Source organism: Rhodoglobus sp. GW821-FHT12B09 (genome assembly GCF_058809925.1).
This window is the reverse complement of record NZ_JBXATB010000005.1, coordinates 1-16668: the sequence shown is the minus strand read 5'-3', so window position 1 is coordinate 16668 and position 16668 is coordinate 1. Positions and strand designations below refer to the sequence as shown.

General features: G+C 71.3%; 19 protein-coding genes. 11 read left to right on the top strand and 8 right to left on the bottom strand.

Annotation, left to right across the window (positions count from 1 at the left end):
- The first annotated feature begins 7 nt into the window (after positions 1 to 7).
- Positions 8 to 1393: an amidase gene (locus AC1RTC_RS11085; RefSeq protein WP_493155598.1), complete on the top strand. Its 1386-nt coding sequence runs from the start codon at positions 8 to 10 to the stop codon at positions 1391 to 1393.
- Between the two features lie 9 nt (positions 1394 to 1402).
- Here the strand turns inward: AC1RTC_RS11085 and AC1RTC_RS11080 are convergent, their stop codons facing one another.
- On the bottom strand, positions 1403 to 1867 hold the full coding sequence (locus AC1RTC_RS11080) for a MarR family winged helix-turn-helix transcriptional regulator (RefSeq protein ID WP_493155597.1): 465 nt from the start codon (positions 1865 to 1867) through the stop codon (positions 1403 to 1405).
- Positions 1868 to 1922: 55 nt separating this feature from the next.
- Between AC1RTC_RS11080 and AC1RTC_RS11075 the strand changes: the two genes are divergently transcribed.
- From AC1RTC_RS11075 to AC1RTC_RS11050, 6 genes are all read left to right on the top strand, one after another.
- Positions 1923 to 2981 (top strand): LLM class flavin-dependent oxidoreductase, encoded by a 1059-nt coding sequence (locus AC1RTC_RS11075; RefSeq protein ID WP_493155596.1) that lies wholly within the window; start codon positions 1923 to 1925, stop codon positions 2979 to 2981.
- Positions 2978 to 3658: an NADPH-dependent F420 reductase gene (locus tag AC1RTC_RS11070; protein WP_493155595.1), complete on the top strand. Its 681-nt coding sequence runs from the start codon at positions 2978 to 2980 to the stop codon at positions 3656 to 3658. Before AC1RTC_RS11075 ends, AC1RTC_RS11070 begins: the two co-directional genes overlap by 4 nt.
- Before the next feature lie 219 nt (positions 3659 to 3877).
- The gene (locus tag AC1RTC_RS11065; RefSeq protein WP_493155594.1) at positions 3878 to 4645 is read left to right on the top strand and encodes a nucleoside phosphorylase; all 768 of its coding nucleotides are present in this window, start codon (positions 3878 to 3880) and stop codon (positions 4643 to 4645) included.
- Positions 4645 to 5616: an adenosine deaminase gene (gene add / locus AC1RTC_RS11060; RefSeq protein WP_493155593.1), complete on the top strand. Its 972-nt coding sequence runs from the start codon at positions 4645 to 4647 to the stop codon at positions 5614 to 5616. The genes AC1RTC_RS11065 and add overlap by 1 nt, the downstream gene beginning before the upstream one ends.
- Positions 5617 to 5627: 11 nt before the next feature.
- Positions 5628 to 6728 carry a BMP family lipoprotein gene (locus tag AC1RTC_RS11055; RefSeq protein ID WP_493155592.1) on the top strand — a complete coding sequence of 367 codons (1101 nt, stop codon included), beginning with the start codon at positions 5628 to 5630 and terminating at the stop codon, positions 6726 to 6728.
- A gap of 23 nt (positions 6729 to 6751) precedes the next feature.
- Positions 6752 to 7972 (top strand): MFS transporter, encoded by a 1221-nt coding sequence (locus AC1RTC_RS11050; RefSeq protein WP_493155591.1) that lies wholly within the window; start codon positions 6752 to 6754, stop codon positions 7970 to 7972.
- Here the strand turns inward: AC1RTC_RS11050 and AC1RTC_RS11045 are convergent.
- From AC1RTC_RS11045 to AC1RTC_RS11035, 3 genes are all read right to left on the bottom strand, one after another.
- On the bottom strand, positions 7950 to 8741 hold the full coding sequence (locus tag AC1RTC_RS11045) for a GntR family transcriptional regulator (protein WP_493155590.1): 792 nt from the start codon (positions 8739 to 8741) through the stop codon (positions 7950 to 7952). The genes AC1RTC_RS11050 and AC1RTC_RS11045 overlap by 23 nt on opposite strands.
- Positions 8742 to 8770: 29 nt before the next feature.
- Positions 8771 to 9040: a hypothetical protein gene (locus AC1RTC_RS11040; RefSeq protein ID WP_493155589.1), complete on the bottom strand. Its 270-nt coding sequence runs from the start codon at positions 9038 to 9040 to the stop codon at positions 8771 to 8773.
- 154 nt (positions 9041 to 9194) lie between these two features.
- Positions 9195 to 10391: a RimK family alpha-L-glutamate ligase gene (locus AC1RTC_RS11035; protein WP_493155588.1), complete on the bottom strand. Its 1197-nt coding sequence runs from the start codon at positions 10389 to 10391 to the stop codon at positions 9195 to 9197.
- A 26-nt stretch (positions 10392 to 10417) separates the two neighbouring features.
- Between AC1RTC_RS11035 and AC1RTC_RS11030 the strand changes: the two genes are divergently transcribed.
- Positions 10418 to 10897, top strand: a complete 480-nt coding sequence (locus AC1RTC_RS11030) for an ATP-dependent zinc protease family protein (RefSeq protein ID WP_493155587.1) — start codon at positions 10418 to 10420, stop codon at positions 10895 to 10897.
- On the opposite strand, the gene AC1RTC_RS11025 is transcribed toward AC1RTC_RS11030, so the two are convergent.
- Positions 10894 to 11478, bottom strand: a complete 585-nt coding sequence (locus AC1RTC_RS11025; protein WP_493155586.1) for a TetR/AcrR family transcriptional regulator — start codon at positions 11476 to 11478, stop codon at positions 10894 to 10896. The genes AC1RTC_RS11030 and AC1RTC_RS11025 overlap by 4 nt on opposite strands.
- Positions 11479 to 11600: 122 nt before the next feature.
- On the opposite strand from AC1RTC_RS11025, the gene AC1RTC_RS11020 reads away from it, so the two are divergent.
- Genes AC1RTC_RS11020 through AC1RTC_RS11010 form a run of 3 tightly spaced genes read left to right on the top strand, consistent with a single transcriptional unit; the run spans position 11601 to position 13368 of the window.
- On the top strand, positions 11601 to 12197 hold the full coding sequence (locus AC1RTC_RS11020; protein WP_493155585.1) for a DUF6230 family protein: 597 nt from the start codon (positions 11601 to 11603) through the stop codon (positions 12195 to 12197).
- A complete protein-coding gene (locus tag AC1RTC_RS11015; protein WP_493155584.1) occupies positions 12197 to 12655 on the top strand; it encodes a DUF6114 domain-containing protein in 459 nt (152 codons plus the stop codon). The genes AC1RTC_RS11020 and AC1RTC_RS11015 overlap by 1 nt, the downstream gene beginning before the upstream one ends.
- Before the next feature lie 44 nt (positions 12656 to 12699).
- Positions 12700 to 13368: a hypothetical protein gene (locus AC1RTC_RS11010; RefSeq protein ID WP_493155583.1), complete on the top strand. Its 669-nt coding sequence runs from the start codon at positions 12700 to 12702 to the stop codon at positions 13366 to 13368.
- Positions 13369 to 13480: 112 nt separating this feature from the next.
- Here the strand turns inward: AC1RTC_RS11010 and AC1RTC_RS11005 are convergent, their stop codons facing one another.
- The 3 genes from AC1RTC_RS11005 to AC1RTC_RS10995 are packed head-to-tail and all read right to left on the bottom strand — an operon-like array spanning position 13481 to position 16529.
- The gene (locus AC1RTC_RS11005; protein WP_493155582.1) at positions 13481 to 14320 is read right to left on the bottom strand and encodes a sugar phosphate isomerase/epimerase family protein; all 840 of its coding nucleotides are present in this window, start codon (positions 14318 to 14320) and stop codon (positions 13481 to 13483) included.
- The gene (locus AC1RTC_RS11000; RefSeq protein WP_493155991.1) at positions 14317 to 15405 is read right to left on the bottom strand and encodes a dihydrodipicolinate synthase family protein; all 1089 of its coding nucleotides are present in this window, start codon (positions 15403 to 15405) and stop codon (positions 14317 to 14319) included. Before AC1RTC_RS11000 ends, AC1RTC_RS11005 begins: the two co-directional genes overlap by 4 nt.
- Complete coding sequence (locus tag AC1RTC_RS10995; protein ID WP_493155989.1) at positions 15405 to 16529, bottom strand: Gfo/Idh/MocA family protein; 1125 nt, start codon at positions 16527 to 16529, stop codon at positions 15405 to 15407. The genes AC1RTC_RS11000 and AC1RTC_RS10995 overlap by 1 nt, the downstream gene beginning before the upstream one ends.
- Positions 16530 to 16668 lie beyond the last annotated feature (139 nt).

Below are 16668 nucleotides of genomic sequence, written 5' to 3'. Positions count from 1 at the left end.
TCGCAGCATGTCGCAGTTGCACGAGCTGACCGCGCTCGCCCAGGTCGCCGCGCTGCGCTCGGGCGAGCTCTCCCCGCGGGAGCTCGTCGCCCACTACCTCGAGCGGATCGAGCGCCTGAACCCCTCACTCGGCGCCCTCGTGGCGGTGACCGGGGAAGCCGCGCTGCTGCGGGCGGAGCGCCTCGAGCGGTCGGACGCCCCGCTGTGGGGCATGCCGCTCGCCGACAAGGACCTCGTCGCGCGAGCCGGTGTGGCTACCCGGTACGGCTCGCGGGCGTTCGCCGACAACGTGGCTGCGGCCTCCGACGACCTGGCCCTGCTCCTCGACGACGCCGGCGCGATCAGCCTCGGCAAGACCAACACGCCGGAATTCGGGATGACCGGCTACACCGAGACGCTGGTCGCGCCGCCGGCCCGCGACCCGTGGGACCCGTCGAAGGGAGCCGGCGGCTCGAGCGGCGGCGCCGCGGTGGCCGTCGCGGCCGGACTCTTGCCGTTCGCACCGGGGTCGGACGGCGGCGGGTCCATCCGGATCCCCTCCGCCACCGTCGGGGTAGTGGGCCTCAAGCCCTCGCGCGGCCGCCTGCCGGTCGGGTCGGGCCTCGACGGGATCGCGGGCCTCGCCGTGGCCGGCCCGATCGCGCGCACGGTCGCCGATGCCGCGCTGCTGCTCGACGCCCTCGCGACCGGGCGGCCGTACCCGTACGCGCTCCGCGCCCCCGGCACCGGCCCGTTCCTGCCCACCGCGCTGAATCCCGAGGGTGCGTACCGGATCGGCGTCACCGACGTCTCGCCGTGGGACGGCGCCATCGTGCCCGACCCCGCGGGCCGTGAGGCGGTGGAGGTGGCCATCCGCGCCCTGACCGGCCTCGGCCACGACGTCGACGCCCTCGACTGGCGGCCGCGCGGCTACGCCGAGATGTTCACCACCCTGTGGCGGGCGAGCGCAGCGCGCATCCCGGTGGAATCCGATCGGCTGCACCTACTGGAGCCGATCACCGCGTGGCTGGTGCGGGCGGGCCGGGCGCTCGGTGCGCGCGACCTCGCCGACGCGCTCGCGGCGGGCACGGTGTTCGAGCGCGAGACGATCACCGCGTTCGCCCCGTTCGACGCGATCCTGACCCCGGCTCTCGGTGAGTCCCCGAGGCCGATCGGCTGGTTCGACGACGTCGACCCGCAGGAGAACTTCGCCCAGCAGGTGCGGTACGCGCCGTACAGCAGCTTCGTGAACGTCGCCGGCCTGCCCGCGATCGTGCTTCCGGTGTCGCGGGATGCCGCGGGCCACCCCGTCGCGGTCCAGCTCGTCGGCCGCCCGGGCGGGGAGCACGCGCTGCTCGCGATCGCCGCGCAGCTCGAGAGCACGCGGGAGCTCCGGCACCCGCCGGTCTGGTAGCCCCCAGCTCTAGGCGTCGAGCCGGATCTTGAGGGCGGCCGCGATCTCTCCGGCCGCGGCGATCTGCTCGGGGGTGAGGGCGTCGACGAACAGCTCGTGCACCGCGTGCAGGTGCGAACTGCTGGCTTTGCGGAAGGCTGCGGCGCCGGCATCCGTCAGCACGATCTCGGCGCCGCGGCTGTCGGTGGCGCAGTCGTCGCGGCGGATCAGCCCCCTGCCCTCCATGCGCCCGAGGTGGTGCGAGAGCCGGCTGCGCTCCCAGCCCACGTGGGTGGCGAGGTCGGAGGAGCGCAGCTGCTTGCCGGCGGCCTCGGTGAGCGCGAGCAGCACAGAGTAGTCCGCGGAGGAGAGGCCGGACTCGCTCTGGAGCCGGCTGTTGAGCACGCTGCCGAGCTGGCTCGAGGTCTCGATGAAGAGCCGCCAGGCGCGCAGCTCGTCGGCGGTGGGGGAGCGTCGCGCGGTGTTCGCCTGCATGGAGCCTCCTAATTGACACGTCAATCTTATCGTGGATAATTGATACGTCAATTACATGGAGGACGAGATGAACGGCACATTCGAACTGGGGCTCAACTCCTTCGGGGAGGTCGCGACGGATGCCGCGGGCCGCGTGCTCACGGACGCCGAGACGGTGCGCCTGCTCGTCGAGGAGGCGAAGCTCGCCGAGTCGGCGGGGCTCGATGTCTTCAGCGTGGGCGAGCACTACCGCGCGGGCCACACCGACTCCGCCTCGCCGGTGCTGCTGGCCGCGATCGCCTCGGCGACCGAGCGCATCAAGCTCGGCACCTCGGTCACCGTGCTCAGCACGAACGACCCGGTGCGGCTGTACCACGAGTTCTCCACCCTCGACGCGGTGTCGAACGGGCGCGCGCAGCTGATCCTCGGCCGTGCATCCGCCACCGAGTCCTTCCCGCTGTTCGGCTACGACCTCGCCGACTACGAGCACCTGTTCGAGGAGAAGCTCGACCTGTTCATGCGCCTGCAGCGCGAGGAGGCGGTGACCTGGTCGGGGTCGGTGCGCGCGCCGCTGGACTCCGAGACGCTGCACCCGCGAATGCCCGAGGGGGGCATCCCGACCTGGATCGGCGTCGGCGGCAGCCCGGAGTCCGTGGTGCGCGCCGCGCGGTACGGCCTGCCGCTCATGCTCGCGATCATCGGCGGGCAGCCGCAGCGGTTCGCAGGCCACGTCGACCTGTACAAGCGCGCGCTCGCGCAGTTCGGCAAGCCCGGCCAGCCGGTCGGCCAGCACTCGCTCGGCCTCATCGCCGACACCGACGAGGAGGCTCGCGAGACCTGGTGGCGCTACTGGGAGCCGGTCGTGCGGCAGATCTCCGCAGAGCGCGGCTTCTACGCCCCCTCCCGCGAGCGGTTCGAGATGGAGCTCGACGGCGGCGCCCTGTTCGTCGGGTCTCCGGAGACGGTGGCCGCGAAGATCGCCCTCGTCGCGGGGGAGCTGCAGCTCGACCGGTTCGACCTCAAGTACGACATCCTGCACCTGCCCCGCGAGGCGCGCTCGCGCACCATCGAGCTGCTCGGCCGCGAGGTCGCACCGCGGGTGCAGGAGCTGCTCACGGCGAGGGCTGCGGCATGACCACGATCGGCATCCTCGGCGCGGGCAAGGTCGGCACCGTGCTCGCGCGGCTGGCGTTCGCGGCCGGCTACCGCGTGCTCGTGGCGGGCTCCGGCGACCCGTCGCGCATCGCGCTCATCGTGGAGGTGCTGGCTCCCGGCGCGGTCGCGACCACCGCGGAGCGGGCCGCGGCCGAAGCGGACATCGTGATCCTCGCCCTGCCGCTCGGCAAGTACCGCAGCATCCCCGTGGACGCGCTGCGCGGCAAGCTCGTCATCGACGCGATGAACTACTGGTGGGAGATCGACGGCATCCGCGACGACCTGAACGACCCGCGCACCTCCACGAGCGAGCTCGTGCAGTCGTACCTGCCGGAGTCCCGCGTCGTGAAGGCGTTCAACCACATGGGCTACCACGACCTCGACCAGGAGGCGCGGCCCGCAGGTGCGGCCGGCCGCAAGGCGCTGGCGATCGCGGGGGATGCCCCGGCCGACGTCACCGCCGCTGCAGCCCTCGTCGACGCCCTCGGCTTCGACGCCGTCCTCGCGGGCCCCCTCGCCGAGGGCGCGCGACTCGAGCCGGGCGCGGAGCTCTTCGGCGCGAATGTCGACGCAGCTGAGGTGCAGGCGATGCTCGACCGGTTCCCGGCCTCTCCGCGCGGCCTGCTCGTGCACGAGGCGCGGTCGGCGGTCGCGTAGCCGGACCCCGTGGCGGGCGGTCGTAGCCCGACCCCGGGGCACGGTCGGCGCTCGCGTGAGGGAGCGCGAGGGGCCAGTTGTTACGGGCGTCCCCGGAATTTCGGTAGAAAGTGGCCCCTCGGCGGGCCCGTCTCTCGTTCCCCCAAAACTGTAACCCGCCCGTAACGCAACGAGGTATAACATCGTACCGAGTTGATCCCCAGAGTTGCGGAGACCCCGATGAACCAGGCAGTAGACAAGAGTTCCGCCGGTGTTGGCGAGCGCCAGTACCACATCGGCGTCGCGCCCGGCGAGGTGTCGACGGTGGCGCTCCTGCCCGGCGACCCCTTCCGTGTACCGCTCGTGGCCGAGTTCCTCACGGATGTGAAGACCGTCGCCCACAAGCGCGAGCACATGACGATGACCGGCATGTACAAGGGCCGCCTCATCACGGCGACCTCCACCGGGATGGGCTGCCCGTCCACCGCGATCGCCGTCGAGGAGCTGATCCGTGTGGGCGTGACCTCGTTCATCCGCGTCGGCTCGTCAGCGGGCCTGCAGCCCGGCGTGAAGCCGGGCGACCTGCTCGTGAGCGAGGGCGCCCTGCGCAACGACGGCACCACGGCGGCCTACGCGCACCACGGGTTCCCGGCCGTGCCCGACCTCGAGATCGCGCTCGAGCTGGCCAAGGTCGCCCGGGAGCTGACGAGCGGCACCGAGACATCCGTGCACTCCGGCATCAACGCCAGCGACGACGCCTTCTATGCCGAGACCCCGGAGTGGATCGCAGAGCTCAACCGCCTCGGCGTGCTCAACGTGGAGATGGAGAGCGCCGCGCTCTACGTCGTAGCGCGCCTGCGCGGCGTGCGGTCGGGCATGATCTGCTCCACCTCGAGCAACCTGTTCGACGGCACGAGCCTCTACTCGGGCGTCGAGAAGGCGCTCAAAGACGGCTGGATGCGCAGCATCGAGGCAGCCCTCGAAGTAGCGGTGCGGCTGGAACTCTGATGCTCATCGACCTGCACAGCCACCTCGAGGGCCGGGTGCGCCCGTCCACCGCCGCGGAGCTCGCGGCGGCCGGCGGCGTCCCCGAGCCCGCGGGCGGCTGGGAGCAGGCGATCCGACTGACCGGCCCCGCGGACCTCACCGTCTACCTCGCCAAGGTCGCGTCCACCTACCCCTTCTTCCGGTCTGCGGAGTCTGCGCGACGCATTGCACGAGAGGCGGTCGAGGATGCCGCGGCCGCAGGCCTCGACTACCTCGAGCTGCGCTTCGGGCCGGCGACCCATGCCGAAGACGCTCGGGGCATCGACGCCGTCATCGCGGCGGTCGCGGAGGGGATGCGCGAGGCGTCCCGGGCGACGGGCATGCCGAGCGGTGCCGTCGTCGCAGCGCTGCGCCACCACGACCGCGACACCAACCTCGCCGTTGCGCGAGCGGCCGCCCGTTTCGCCGGCGACGGAGTTGTAGGCTTCGACCTCGCCGGCGACGAGCTGCTGTTCCCCCAGCTCGCGCCGCACCGCGACGCCTTCGACATCGCCCGCGCGGCAGGCCTCGGCATCACCTGCCACGCGGCTGAGGCGGCGCCCGGTGCCGCGGCCCGCGAGGCCGCCGAGCTCCTCGGCGCGACGCGCATCGGGCACGGCGCGCACATCGTCGACGATCCGGACGTGCTCGCGTGGGCCGCGGACTCGGGCATCGTGGTCGAGGTCTGCCCGACCTCCAACTGGTACACCGGGGCGATCGCGGCGGTGGCCGAGCATCCCGCACCCGTCTTCCGCGACGCCGGTGTGCGCCTAGTGCTCGGCGACGACAACCCGATGCAGACCGGCACCGATCTGCGGGACGAGCGCGCGGTGCTCGTCGACGTCCTCGGATTCACCCCCTCAGACCTCGCCACGCTCGACAGCGCGAGCCTGGACTCAGCCTTCCTCGAGCCCGGTACCCGCCGGGATCTGCAATCACGGCACCAGAGATAACGGAGACAGCAATGCAACGAAGCACCAAGCTCACCTCGCTCGTCGCACTGGGCGCGTTCGCCGCCCTCGTCCTGAGCGGATGCGGCGCAGCACCCGATCCCGTCGAGTCGTCGGGGGCGGCCGCGACCGACTTCCTCCCCTGCGCGGTCTCCGACCTCACCGGGTTCGACGACAAGGACTTCAACGAGCTCACCTACAACGGGGTCAAGGAGGCTGCCCAGACTCTCGGGGTCGAGCCGAAGGCCACGGAGTCCGCCTCGGAGGACCAGTACTCGGGCAACATCGACGCGCTCATCGGCGAGGGCTGCGACTTCATCGTCACGGTCGGGTTCGCGCTCGCGACAGCCACCCGCGATGCTGCCCAGGCCAACACCGACGTCAACTTCGCCCTCATCGACAGCACGGTCACCAACGACGACTTCAGCCCGCTGGTGCTCGACAACGTCAAGCCGGTGCTCTTCGACACCGCCCAGGCGGCGGTGCTCGCGGGCTACCTCGCCGCCGGTGCGTCCAAGACCGGTGTCGTGGGCACCTACGGCGGCATGCCGTTCCCGTCGGTGACCATCTTCATGGACGGCTTCGTGGACGGCGTCGCCCACTACAACGAGGTGCACGGCGCCTCCGTCAAGGTCGTGGGCTGGGACAAGGCGGCGCAGAACGGCCTCTTCGTCGGCAGCTTCGACGACCAGAACCAGGCCAAGACGGTGACCTCCGGCCTGCTCGACCAGGGCGTCGACGTGATCATGCCGGTGGCCGGCACGCTGTTCAAGGCCTCCATCGAGGCGATGAAGGACCGCGGCAGCGAGGGCGCCATCATCGGCGTGAACTCGGACGCGTACGTCAGCGCGCCCGAGTACAAGGAGTACTACCTCACCTCGGTGCTCAAGAACCTGACCACCGCCGCGAAGGAGGTCACGCTCGCCGCGGGCGCCGACTCCTTCGACAACAGCGCCTACATCGGCACCCTCGAGAACGACGGCGTCGGGATCGCGCCCGCGCACGACTGGGAGTCGAAGCTCGACCCCGCGCTCCTCGACGAGGTGGAGGCCCTCAAGGCCGACATCATCTCGGGCGCGTTCGTGGTGAGCTCGCCGTCGTCGCCGAAGCTCTGACCGGCACGCGGGGGAGCGGCGGGATGTCCCGCCCTCCCCTGCGCGCGGACCTCGCGGCCTTCGCCCGGCTCACCGGCTGGGGGTACTTCCCGGTCGCGTTCGTGGGGCGACTGCCGTTCGCGATGATGATCGTGGGCGTGCTCACGCTCGTCGCCTCCGCGCGCGGGTCCATCGCCGAGGCCGGGCTGGCCGCGGCCTGCGCGGGCATCGGGACCGCAGTCTGCGGGCCCGCGGCCGGAGCCCTCGCCGACCGCACCAGCCAGCGCGCCGTGCTGCTCCTCTCGTGCGGGCTCAGCGTGCTGGCCGTCGCCGCGCTGCTCCTGCTCGTCTCCGGCCCGATGCCCGCCGTCGCGGCGCTGGCGCTCGTGGTCGGGGGCACCACGCCGCAGGTGGCACCGTTCTCCCGCGCGCGCCTCGCGGGGTTCGCGTCGACCCCTCGATCGCCGGGGGCGCGCGCCCGGGCGACCGCCGCGGTGATGAGCTACGAGTCGGTGATGGATGAGGCGTCCTTCCTCCTCGGTCCGGTGCTCGTGGGGCTCCTCACGACCCTGATCGCACCGTGGGCCCCGCTGCTCATCGGCGCCGCGCTGAGCTGCACGATCGTGGTGGCGTTCGCGCTGCATCCCTCGGCCGCGGCCGCCCCGCCCCGGGCGCCCTCGGAGGCGCCGCACGCTCCGGTCGTGTCCGCGGCCGTAGTGCTGCTCTCGGTCGCGATGCTGCTCGTGGGCGGCGTCTTCGGCTCGGTGCTGACCGCGCTGAGCGAGTTCATGGCCGCGCGCGGCGCGGGCGGGCAGGCGGGCATCGCATACGGGGCCATGAGCGCCGGCGCGATCCTGGCGGCCGCGCTGGCCGCGGTGCTCCCGTCCGGGTTCGGCCTCGTCGCGAGGTGGGCGGCCTTCGCTGTGGTCGGGCTGGCGGGCGCGGTACTGCTGGCGTCGGCATCCTCGATCCCGTTCGCCGTCGTCGGCCTGTTCGTCGCCGGCGCGGGCATCGGCGCGGTGCTCGTCGTGCTCTTCAGCCTGGGCGCTCGCGCCGCGCCTCCGGGGAGGACGACGACCGTGCTCACCACGCTGCAGAGTACGCTGGTGGTGGGCCAGGCGCTGGCGACAGCCGGGTGCGGGATCCTCGTCCAGGCGGCAGGCCCGACTGCGGGCTACACCGTCGCCGCCGGCCTCATCGTGCTGCTCGTGCTGCTGGTCCTGGTCTACCGGGCGAGGGGCGCTAGGCCCGCTTCCACTGCGTGACCGCGAGGTGGCCGAAGGCCGGCGGTAGCGCGCACTTCGACACGTAGGCAGGGGTGCCGCCGAGCTCGGCGGTCTGGGTGAGGACGAGCAGCGGGTCGCTCGCCTTGATCCCGAGATGGGCGGCGCGCGTCGGCCCGGCGACGTTCGCCGCGATCCGGCAGACGCCCGCGGCGAACGGCTGGCCGGCGCGGCGGTTCAGAGCCTGCAAGAGGGTGGATGCCTCGTCGGCGGCCGCGCGCAGCTCCGAGCCGATCCGCTGGTCCAGGGCGCGCAGGTGCTCTTCGTCGGGCATGTACTCCTGCACGAGCGCAACGGGCTGCCCGTCCCGGCTCACAAGGCACTCGCGGAACCAGAACTCGTCGCCCACGCCCGCACCGAGGTGGTCCGAGACGAAGTCGGTGGTGGCCTGCAGGGTGAACTCGAGGCGCTGCACGTCGAGCGTCGAGCCGGGCTCCGCGAGCAGGCTCTCGAGCGACTGGAACTCCTCGAGGCCCTCGTGCGGCAGCGAGTCGGAGACGAACCGGCCGATGCCGCGCTTCGTCACGATGAGCCCGTCCTCCTCGAGGAGCATCAGCGCCTCGCGGACGACGGTGCGGCTCACTCCCAGAGCGGTGCCCAGCTCGGTCTCGCGCGGCAGGAGCGCCCCGGAGACCAGCGTGCCCGAGCGGATGCCCTGGGAGATGCGCGAGTAGACGGCTACCCGGAGCGGCTGGCCGGGAGAGGTCAGCAGCGGCTCCTCCAGGTAGCGCGTCGCCTCCGCGGTGGTCATGAGCAGAGCTTAGTCAGCCCCCGGGCGAGCTACCCCTTCAGGAGCTTGCTGAGCGGCACCTTGGCACCGTCGGCGAGCTGCTTGAGCGTCGCATCCGGGATGTTCTTGATCAGGGGCAGGTCGAGCTCGGCCGCCCACTTCGTGATGTTGTCGATGATGTCGTCGGTCGGCAGACCGGCGAGCGTGGGCCGGATGCCCTCCCAGATCGGCTCGAGCTGCTTCACATCCAGGCCCTTGCCCTGGATGAGGCCGCCCACCACGTCGCCGATGCCACCGAGGTCAAATCCCTTGTCAGCCATGAGGCCCTCCCCTGTTGGTTGTGCCTCGACGCTACTCCTGGCGGGTTCCGGGAGCCAGTGTGTGACTGGCAGCGCGGGAGCGGCCGCGCGACCGGGGCGCTACGGGCCCGCGACCGGCAGTGGCGGAGCGCCCGCGCGACCGGCGGGGCGCGGCCTACTCGCCCTCGGCCGGCAGGGACTCCTTCGGCAGGCGGCGCACTTTGCGGCGGCGGGTGCGGCGCTCGGGGACCATGCCGCGCATCTCCTCGAGCTTGCCGAAGCACAGCAGGCGGTCGCCGGCTTCGAGCATCGTGCCGCGCTTGGGGTTCGGGATGACCGTCGTGCCGCGGTGCAGCGTGAGCACCGTGATGTCGCGCTCGCGCAGCCCGGAGTCGCCGAGCGGCGTGCCCACGAGGTCCGCGTTCGCGAACACGACGATCTCCGCGACGCCGTAGCCGCTCGAGACGCTCAGCCTCTGGCGCACGTCGATGTCGGGGAACGCGACCCGATCGGCGATGTGGTCGATGATCGCTCCGGCGATATCGAGGTTCGTCGCCCTCTCGATGCCCTCCAGGCCCGGGGAGGAGTTGACCTCCATGACGAGCGGGCCGTCGTCGCCTTCGAGCATGTCGACGCCCGCGACCTTGAGCCCCATGATCTGCGCCGAGCGCACCGCGGCCTGCTCGTACTCCGGCGTGATGTCGACGGCCTCGACCGCGCCGCCCCTGTGCACGTTCGAGCGGAACTCGTCCCCGCTGGCGGTGCGGCGCATCGCCGCGACCACGCGGTCGCCCACGACGAGCGCCCGGATGTCGCGCCCGCGGCTCTCGCGGACGAAGTGCTGGATCAGCACGTTCTGGTTCGTCGACTGGAGGGTCTCGATGATCGCCTCGGCGACCTTCACCTCGGGCGCGAGGATCACCCCGATGCCCTGGGTGCCCTCGAGGAGCTTGATCACCACGGGGGCGCCGCCGACCCTGTCGATGGCCGCGCGCACGTCGGCGCGGTTGCGCACGAACGTGGTGGCGGGCATCCCGATGTTGTGGCGGGACAGGATCTGGGTGGCCCGCAGCTTGTCTCGGGAGTTCGAGATGCCGTTCGCAGTGTTGGGCGTGTAGACGTCCATCTGCTCGAACTGCCGGACCACGGCGGTGCCGAAGTAGGTGATCGAGTTACCGATGCGCGGGATGATCGCGTCGTACTCGCTGAGGGGCTTGCCCCGGTACTGCAGCTCGGGCTGGGGCTGCGAGAGGTCGATAGCGAAGCGCAGGGTGTTGAGCACCTTCACGTCATGGCCGCGCTGGGCTGCCGCCGCACGGAGGCGCGTCGTGGAGTACGAGCGCGGGGCGCGCGACAGTATGGCGAGTTTCATGGTGTTGGCCCTGACAAGATGGAGGCGTGAACGTACCCGCCCATTCAAGCACCCTCGCCGGGTGGCGCGAATGGGTGCAGCTCCCTTTGATCGGCGTGCCCTGGGTCAAGGCGAAACTCGACACCGGTGCGCAGACGTCGTCGATCCACGCGTACGACATCGAGGCTTTCGACCGCGACGGTGTCGCGTGGGTGCGGTACACGGTGCGGCCGTGGCAGCGCTCCACCGAGGACGAGGTGACCGTCGAGAGCCCCGTGCACGACGTGCGGAGGATCCGCAGCTCGTCGGGCCACGTCGAGGAGCGCTTCGTCGTGCGGCTGACTGTCGTGCTGGTGGGCCGTGAGGTGGTCGCGGAGGTGACGCTCACCAACCGGGACCAGATGGGGTTCCGGATGCTCATCGGTCGCGAAGCGCTCAGCAAGGGCTTCGACGTGACGTCGAGCCGATCGTTCCTCGGCGCGCGAGCACCCCGGGTGGCGCGCAAGCGCAACAAGGGCGAGGCCTAGACCGAGGCCACGACCGCCTTCGCCGAGCGGTCGAGGAAGAGCACGAGCTCGTCGGACGAGAGCTCGGAGTGCAGGGCGCCGTCGACGAGAGCCTGCTCCGCGAAGGCCACCCACGACCGCAGTGCGATGCGGAGGGTGTCGGAATCGGGGGTCCCGAGTTCGAGGAACGCGCGCACGAGCCATCCCGTCTGCACCGTCCTCGTCTCCTCGACGAGCTCGCGCACCTCGGGGTCGCCGCTGGCCGCACCCCGCACGAGCGAGTGGAAGGTGAGCCGGTGGTCGCGCACGAAGCGGACCAGCCGGGTGAGGGTGTCGTGCAGCCGGTCGAGCGGCTCGAGCTCCTCGTCCGGCTGGGTGGCGTGCAGCATCGCGTCGCACGCGGTGCGGACCACCTCGCGGTGCAGGCCGTCCCTCGTGTCGAAGTAGTGGATCACGAGCCCGCGCGAGACGCCCGCGGCTGCCGCGAGGCTCTCGATGGTGAGCGATTCGAGCGGGCCGGATGCCAGTGCGCCGACGCCGAGCGCGATGAGCTGGGCGCGGCGCTCGTCGGGGCTCAACCTGGTCCGCCGCGTCGCCTGCATGCCACCCACCTAAGCACGCGGAAAAAGTTAGCCAAACGGCGTCATAACGGGCCCGGATCGCAGTCCCTCCTATTGGGACCGTTGTCAATAACGGTCGTACCCGCCCGATCAAGGAGGATCAGATGAAGGTTCGAAAGTTCACAGCAAGCCACGCGGGGCGCATTGTCATCGCCGCGGTGCCCGTCGCCCTCGTCTCGACGGTTCTGCTGGGCGGAGTCGCCCAGGGTGCCGTGCCGGTCTCGTTCGCCATCTCCGGCAGCCAGTTCCAGATCAGCGCCTCACAGCTCGACGGCACCGGCTTCTCGCAGTACGCGGGAGTCGCGAACGACACCGCGGGCAACCCGCACCAGGTTGCGATCGCCAACATCGCGTCCGCGAGCCTGAGCGACCTGTGCCAGTCCGTCGTGACCGAGACGCCGATGGGCACGGTCGGGCTCATGATCACGGCCGGCGGCGGCGGAACCCCCGCGACCGCGACCGACCTGCAGATCGGCATGACCGACCTCAAGGGCGACTCGACGTTCGGCAACATCCGCATCGGGGTCGACGCCTCCACCGTGAACACGGCGGCGAAGGGCGAGGCCGGCACGTTCGCGCAGGACTCCGACACCATCGCGATCAGCGGGCTCCAGCAGACCGCGTGGAGCACCCAGGCCTCGGTGTTCACGCTCAACGGCATGCACGTCGAGCTGACCGACGGCACGAAGACGTGCTTCTGATGCGCGCCGCGTTCAGGAAGTTCTCCGCCGGCGTCCGCGAGTCGGCGTTCGGCGCGTGGGCCCGGCAGCGGCCCTTCGTGGGCGGGGTCCTCGTGGTCCTCGCCGGCATCGAGATGTTCTTCTCGGGCCAGCTCGACATCGGCAACATCCACGTGCAACTCGGCATCGAGGGGTTCCAGGCGACGGTGATCCCGATCGGGATGGTGCTGCTGGGCATCCTCGCCGTGCTCATGCCCGCCCACCGCATCTTCTACGGCGTGCTCGCGCTCGTGCTGGCGGTGTACTCGATCGTCGGCGTGAACCTCGGCGGGTTCTTCATCGGGATGCTCCTCGGCGCGGTCGGCGGCGTGCTCGTGGTCGCGTGGCTCCCGAAGAAGGAGGCCGTGGAAGCGCCGCAGGCGCCGCCGCAGATCACGGCGAAGAAGGGCGCACTCCCTTTAGTGCCGAGCCGGTCGTAGCCGGCACCCCGAAGAAGAGCAGGACGCGCAAGGGCGTCGCCGCGGTGGCGGTGCTCAGCCTGGGCCTCAGCGCCGGCTTCGTCGGCCTGGGCGCCTCGAGCGCTCAGGCGGCGGAGAGCCTGTGCATCCCGCTGCTGATGTCGTGCCCTCCCGCGACTCCTGACACCCCCGGCGATCCCGGCGGCCCGTCGGACCCGCTCACCGACCTCGGCGACACCCTCGGGAACCTCCTCGGCCAGGGCGATGAGACCGACTCGGGCCTCGGCGCCCCGCTGATCCAGCCGGTCGAGGATCCGAATGCCCCGGTCATGACCCTGCCCGCGGCGCAGCTGGGCGGCTCGTCGCTCTCGATCAACGGCCTGAAGTCGCTGTCGCTGGTGACCGTGCCGCTCGCGGACGGCTCGCGCGCGACCGTCTTCAAGATCGAGGCCGACCAGTTCGTGATCGACGACTTCGTGCTGGATGTCCGCAACTCGACGAGCCCGTCCCTCGTGTCGACCTCCACCCAGATGCGCCTGACTGGCAACGCCGTCGTCTACGTCGACTCGGTCACGGGCAGCCTGCTCGGGGGCGGGGGCATCAGCCTGCTGGCCCCGACGCCTCCGCCGGGCCCGGAGCTGCCGCCGCAGCTGCTCCGCGTGACCCTCGGGCTCGTGGGATGCACCGCCGACAGCATCGAGTTCGACGACTCGCACCAGCACCTGTACGAGTAGCGGGCCACCTGGGCCGGTGACATCCGGCAATCGTCTCCTCCGTCTCGAACCGGACAGACGATTGTCGGATCTCACCGCCCGAAGGCGACCGACCAGCGCCGCCGCGTACTACCTAGAGATACGGCTCGATACGCCCGCGGTAGCGTTCAGCGGAGGTCGCGGCGACCGTCGAGTAGTCGGCATCCCAGATCTCCTGGTTGAAGATCTCGCACTCGATGTCGCCGTGGTACCCGGCCTCGACCACGGCGCGGGTGAGCGACTCGAAGTCGATCAGGCCGTCGCCGGGGTAGCCGCGGCTGAGCAGCGGGTCGGCCGCGATCGGCATGTTCCAGTCGCACACCTGGTAGCTCGCGATGCGGCCGGCCGCGCGCGCGACGGTGGGCAGCACGGCCGGATCCCAGAACACGTGGAACGTGTCGACGACGACGCCGACAGCGCGCGCGTCGAACTGCTCGGCGATCTCGAGCGCCTGCCCGAGCGTCGACACGACGGCGCGGTCGGTCACGTACATGGGGTGCAGCGCCTCGATCGCGAGGCTCACCCCGGCGGCCAGCGCCTCGGGGGCGAGCTCGCCGATCGCGTCGCGCACCCGCTCCCTGGCCCCGACCAGGTCGCGGGAGCCCTCCGGCAGCCCGCCCGCGACGAGCACGAGGGTGGGCGCGCCGAGGGCTGCCGTCTCCTCGATCGCGCGGCGGTTGTCATCGAGGGATGCCCGCCGCGCGGGCCCCTCGGGCATGGTGAAGAAGCCCGCTCGGCACAGGCTCGACACCCGCAGCCCTGCGTCGCGGACAGTGGCGGCGCTCGCCTCGAGCCCGAACTCGGCGACCGGCTCGCGCCAGAGGCCGATGGCCGGGATGCCCGCGCCGACGGTCGCGGCGACGGCCTCCGGCACCGTCGCGTGCTTGATGGTGGCCTGGTTGAGCGAGAACCTGCTCGGCGCTGATTCAGTCACAGCCCGTTCACCTTCAGCAGGTAGTTCCAGCGCCGGGCCGCGAGGTCGGGAAGCTCGAGTGCGCCCGCCGCGTCGGCGAGCCGGACGATCTCGGCGAGGTGCGGGAGGCTTCGCGCGGAGTGCAGCCCGCCCACCATCGTGAACGACGGCTGGTGGCCGTTCAGCCAGGAGAGGAACGCCACGCCCGTCTTGTAGAACTGCGTGGGCGCCGCGAACACCTGGCGCGAGAGCGCCTCGGTGGGGGCGAGGATGGCGCGGTAGCCGTCCACGTCGCCCGCGTCGAGCCGCTGGATCGCTGCTGAGGCGTTCGGCGCCACCGCCGCGAAGGCGCCGAGGAGGGCATCCGACCCGCTCTCGATGAGTCCCACGAAGTTGAAGTCGTCGCCCGTGAACATGCGCACGCCCTCGGGCAGCCGCTCGCGCAGCGCGATCTCGGCGCCGGCGTCGAGGAGCGACATCTTGATGCCGCTGACCGTGGCGGCGTTGTCCTCGATGATGCGGAGCACGGTGTCGCCCGCGGAGGGTCCGAAGTACCCCGCAAGGTTCGCGTCGAACGCCTCGCCGAGCCAGTGCAGGACGACGGGGGATCCGGCCCGCGACAGCACCTCGCGGTAGACGCGCTCGTAGTCGGCCGCGGTGGCGGCCGCCCGCGCGAGGTGGCGGGAGGCCATGAGGACTACGCCGGCACCGGCATCCTCGGCGACCTCGAGCTGCTCGAGGTACGCGGAGACCACGGCGTCGAGCGAGATGGCCGCCTCCGCGACGTGGTCGGTGTTGACGCCCACCACGAGCGCTCCGCCGACGGATGCGGCCTCGGCGGCGCTGCGCCGGATCAGCTCCGTGCACGCCGCCCAGTCGAGCCCCATGTTGCGCTGGGCGGTGTCCATGGCGTCGGCGACGCCGAGGCCCCACGACCAGACGTGGTGCCGGAACGCGAGGGTCGCGTCCCAGTCGATGTCGGCCGGGGCGCCGGGCACGTTCTCGGCGAGGGTGCGCGGCACGACGTGGGCGGCGGCGTAGGCCACCCGGCTCGTCAGCGGCGCGGTCGGCTTGGCGAAGGCCGGGGCATCCCGGAACTCGATCATCACAGGGTCACCGGCGGCAGGTCGATCCGACGGCCCTCGGCGGAGCTGCGCAGCCCCTCCTCGCTCAGCCGCACCCCGCGGGCGCCGGCGAGAAGGTCGAACTCGTAGGGGGCGTCCTCGAGCACGTGCCGCAGGAACTGCTCCCACTGCACCTTGAAGCCGTTCTCGTGCGCCTCGTTGTCGGGCACCTCGATCCAGTCGGCGAAGTAGTCGTGGGTCTCGCGCAGGTCGGGGTTCCACACCGGCTTGGGGGTGGCATTGCGGGGCTGGATGCGCGCGCCGAAGAGCCCGACCACCGCCGAGCCGAGCGTGCCGTCCACCTGGAACTCGACGAGCTCCTTGCGGTTGACCCGGACGGCCCAGCTCGAGTTCAGCTGCACCACGACTCCGTTCTCGACCTCGAAGATGCCGTAGGCCGCGTCATCCGCCGTCGCCGTGTATGCCTTGTTGTTCTCGTCGACGCGGGTCGGGATGTGCGTGACCGCGCGCGCGTACACGCTCTCGATGCGGCCGAACAGGTTCTCGATCACGTAGTTCCAGTGCGCGAACATGTCGCTGACGATGCCGCCGCCGTCCTCCGCGCGGTAGTTCCAGCTCGGGCGCTGGGCGGGCTGCCAGTCGCCCTCGAACACCCAGTAGCCGAACTCGCCGCGCACGGAGAGGATCTTGCCGAAGAATCCGGAGTCGATCAGGCGGCGCAGCTTGAGGAACCCGGGCAGGTACAGCTTGTCGTGCACGACGCCGTTCTTGACGCCCTTGCTCTGGGCTAGCCTCGCGAGCTCGAGCGCGTCCTCGAAGCTCTCGGCCGTGGGCTTCTCGGTGTAGATGTGCTTGCCGGCCGCGATGGCCTTCGTGATCGCCGGCACGCGCGCCTGGGTCACGAGCGCGTCGAAGTAGATCGGGAAGTCGGGGTTGGCCAGCGCCTCGTCGAGGTCGTTCGTGTAGTGGGTGAGTCCGTGCTTGTCGGCGAGCTCCTTGAGCTTCGGGATGCTCCGGCCGACCAGCATCGGCTCGACCTGCACGCGCGTGCCGTCGGAGAGCAGAACGCCGCCCTGCTCGCGGATCGCGAGGATACTTCGGAGCAAGTGCTGCCGGTAGCCCATGCGCCCCGAGACGCCGTTCATGATGATGCCGATGCTGGTGGGGGCCACGGATGCTCCTTGCTCGTGTTTCGGCGCGGGAAAGCGCTTACCGCGAGTGTACGGAAAGTGCTTACCGCGCGCAACCGCGTGCGCCGCGCGGCGCCGCGCGGTCGCCCGCGCG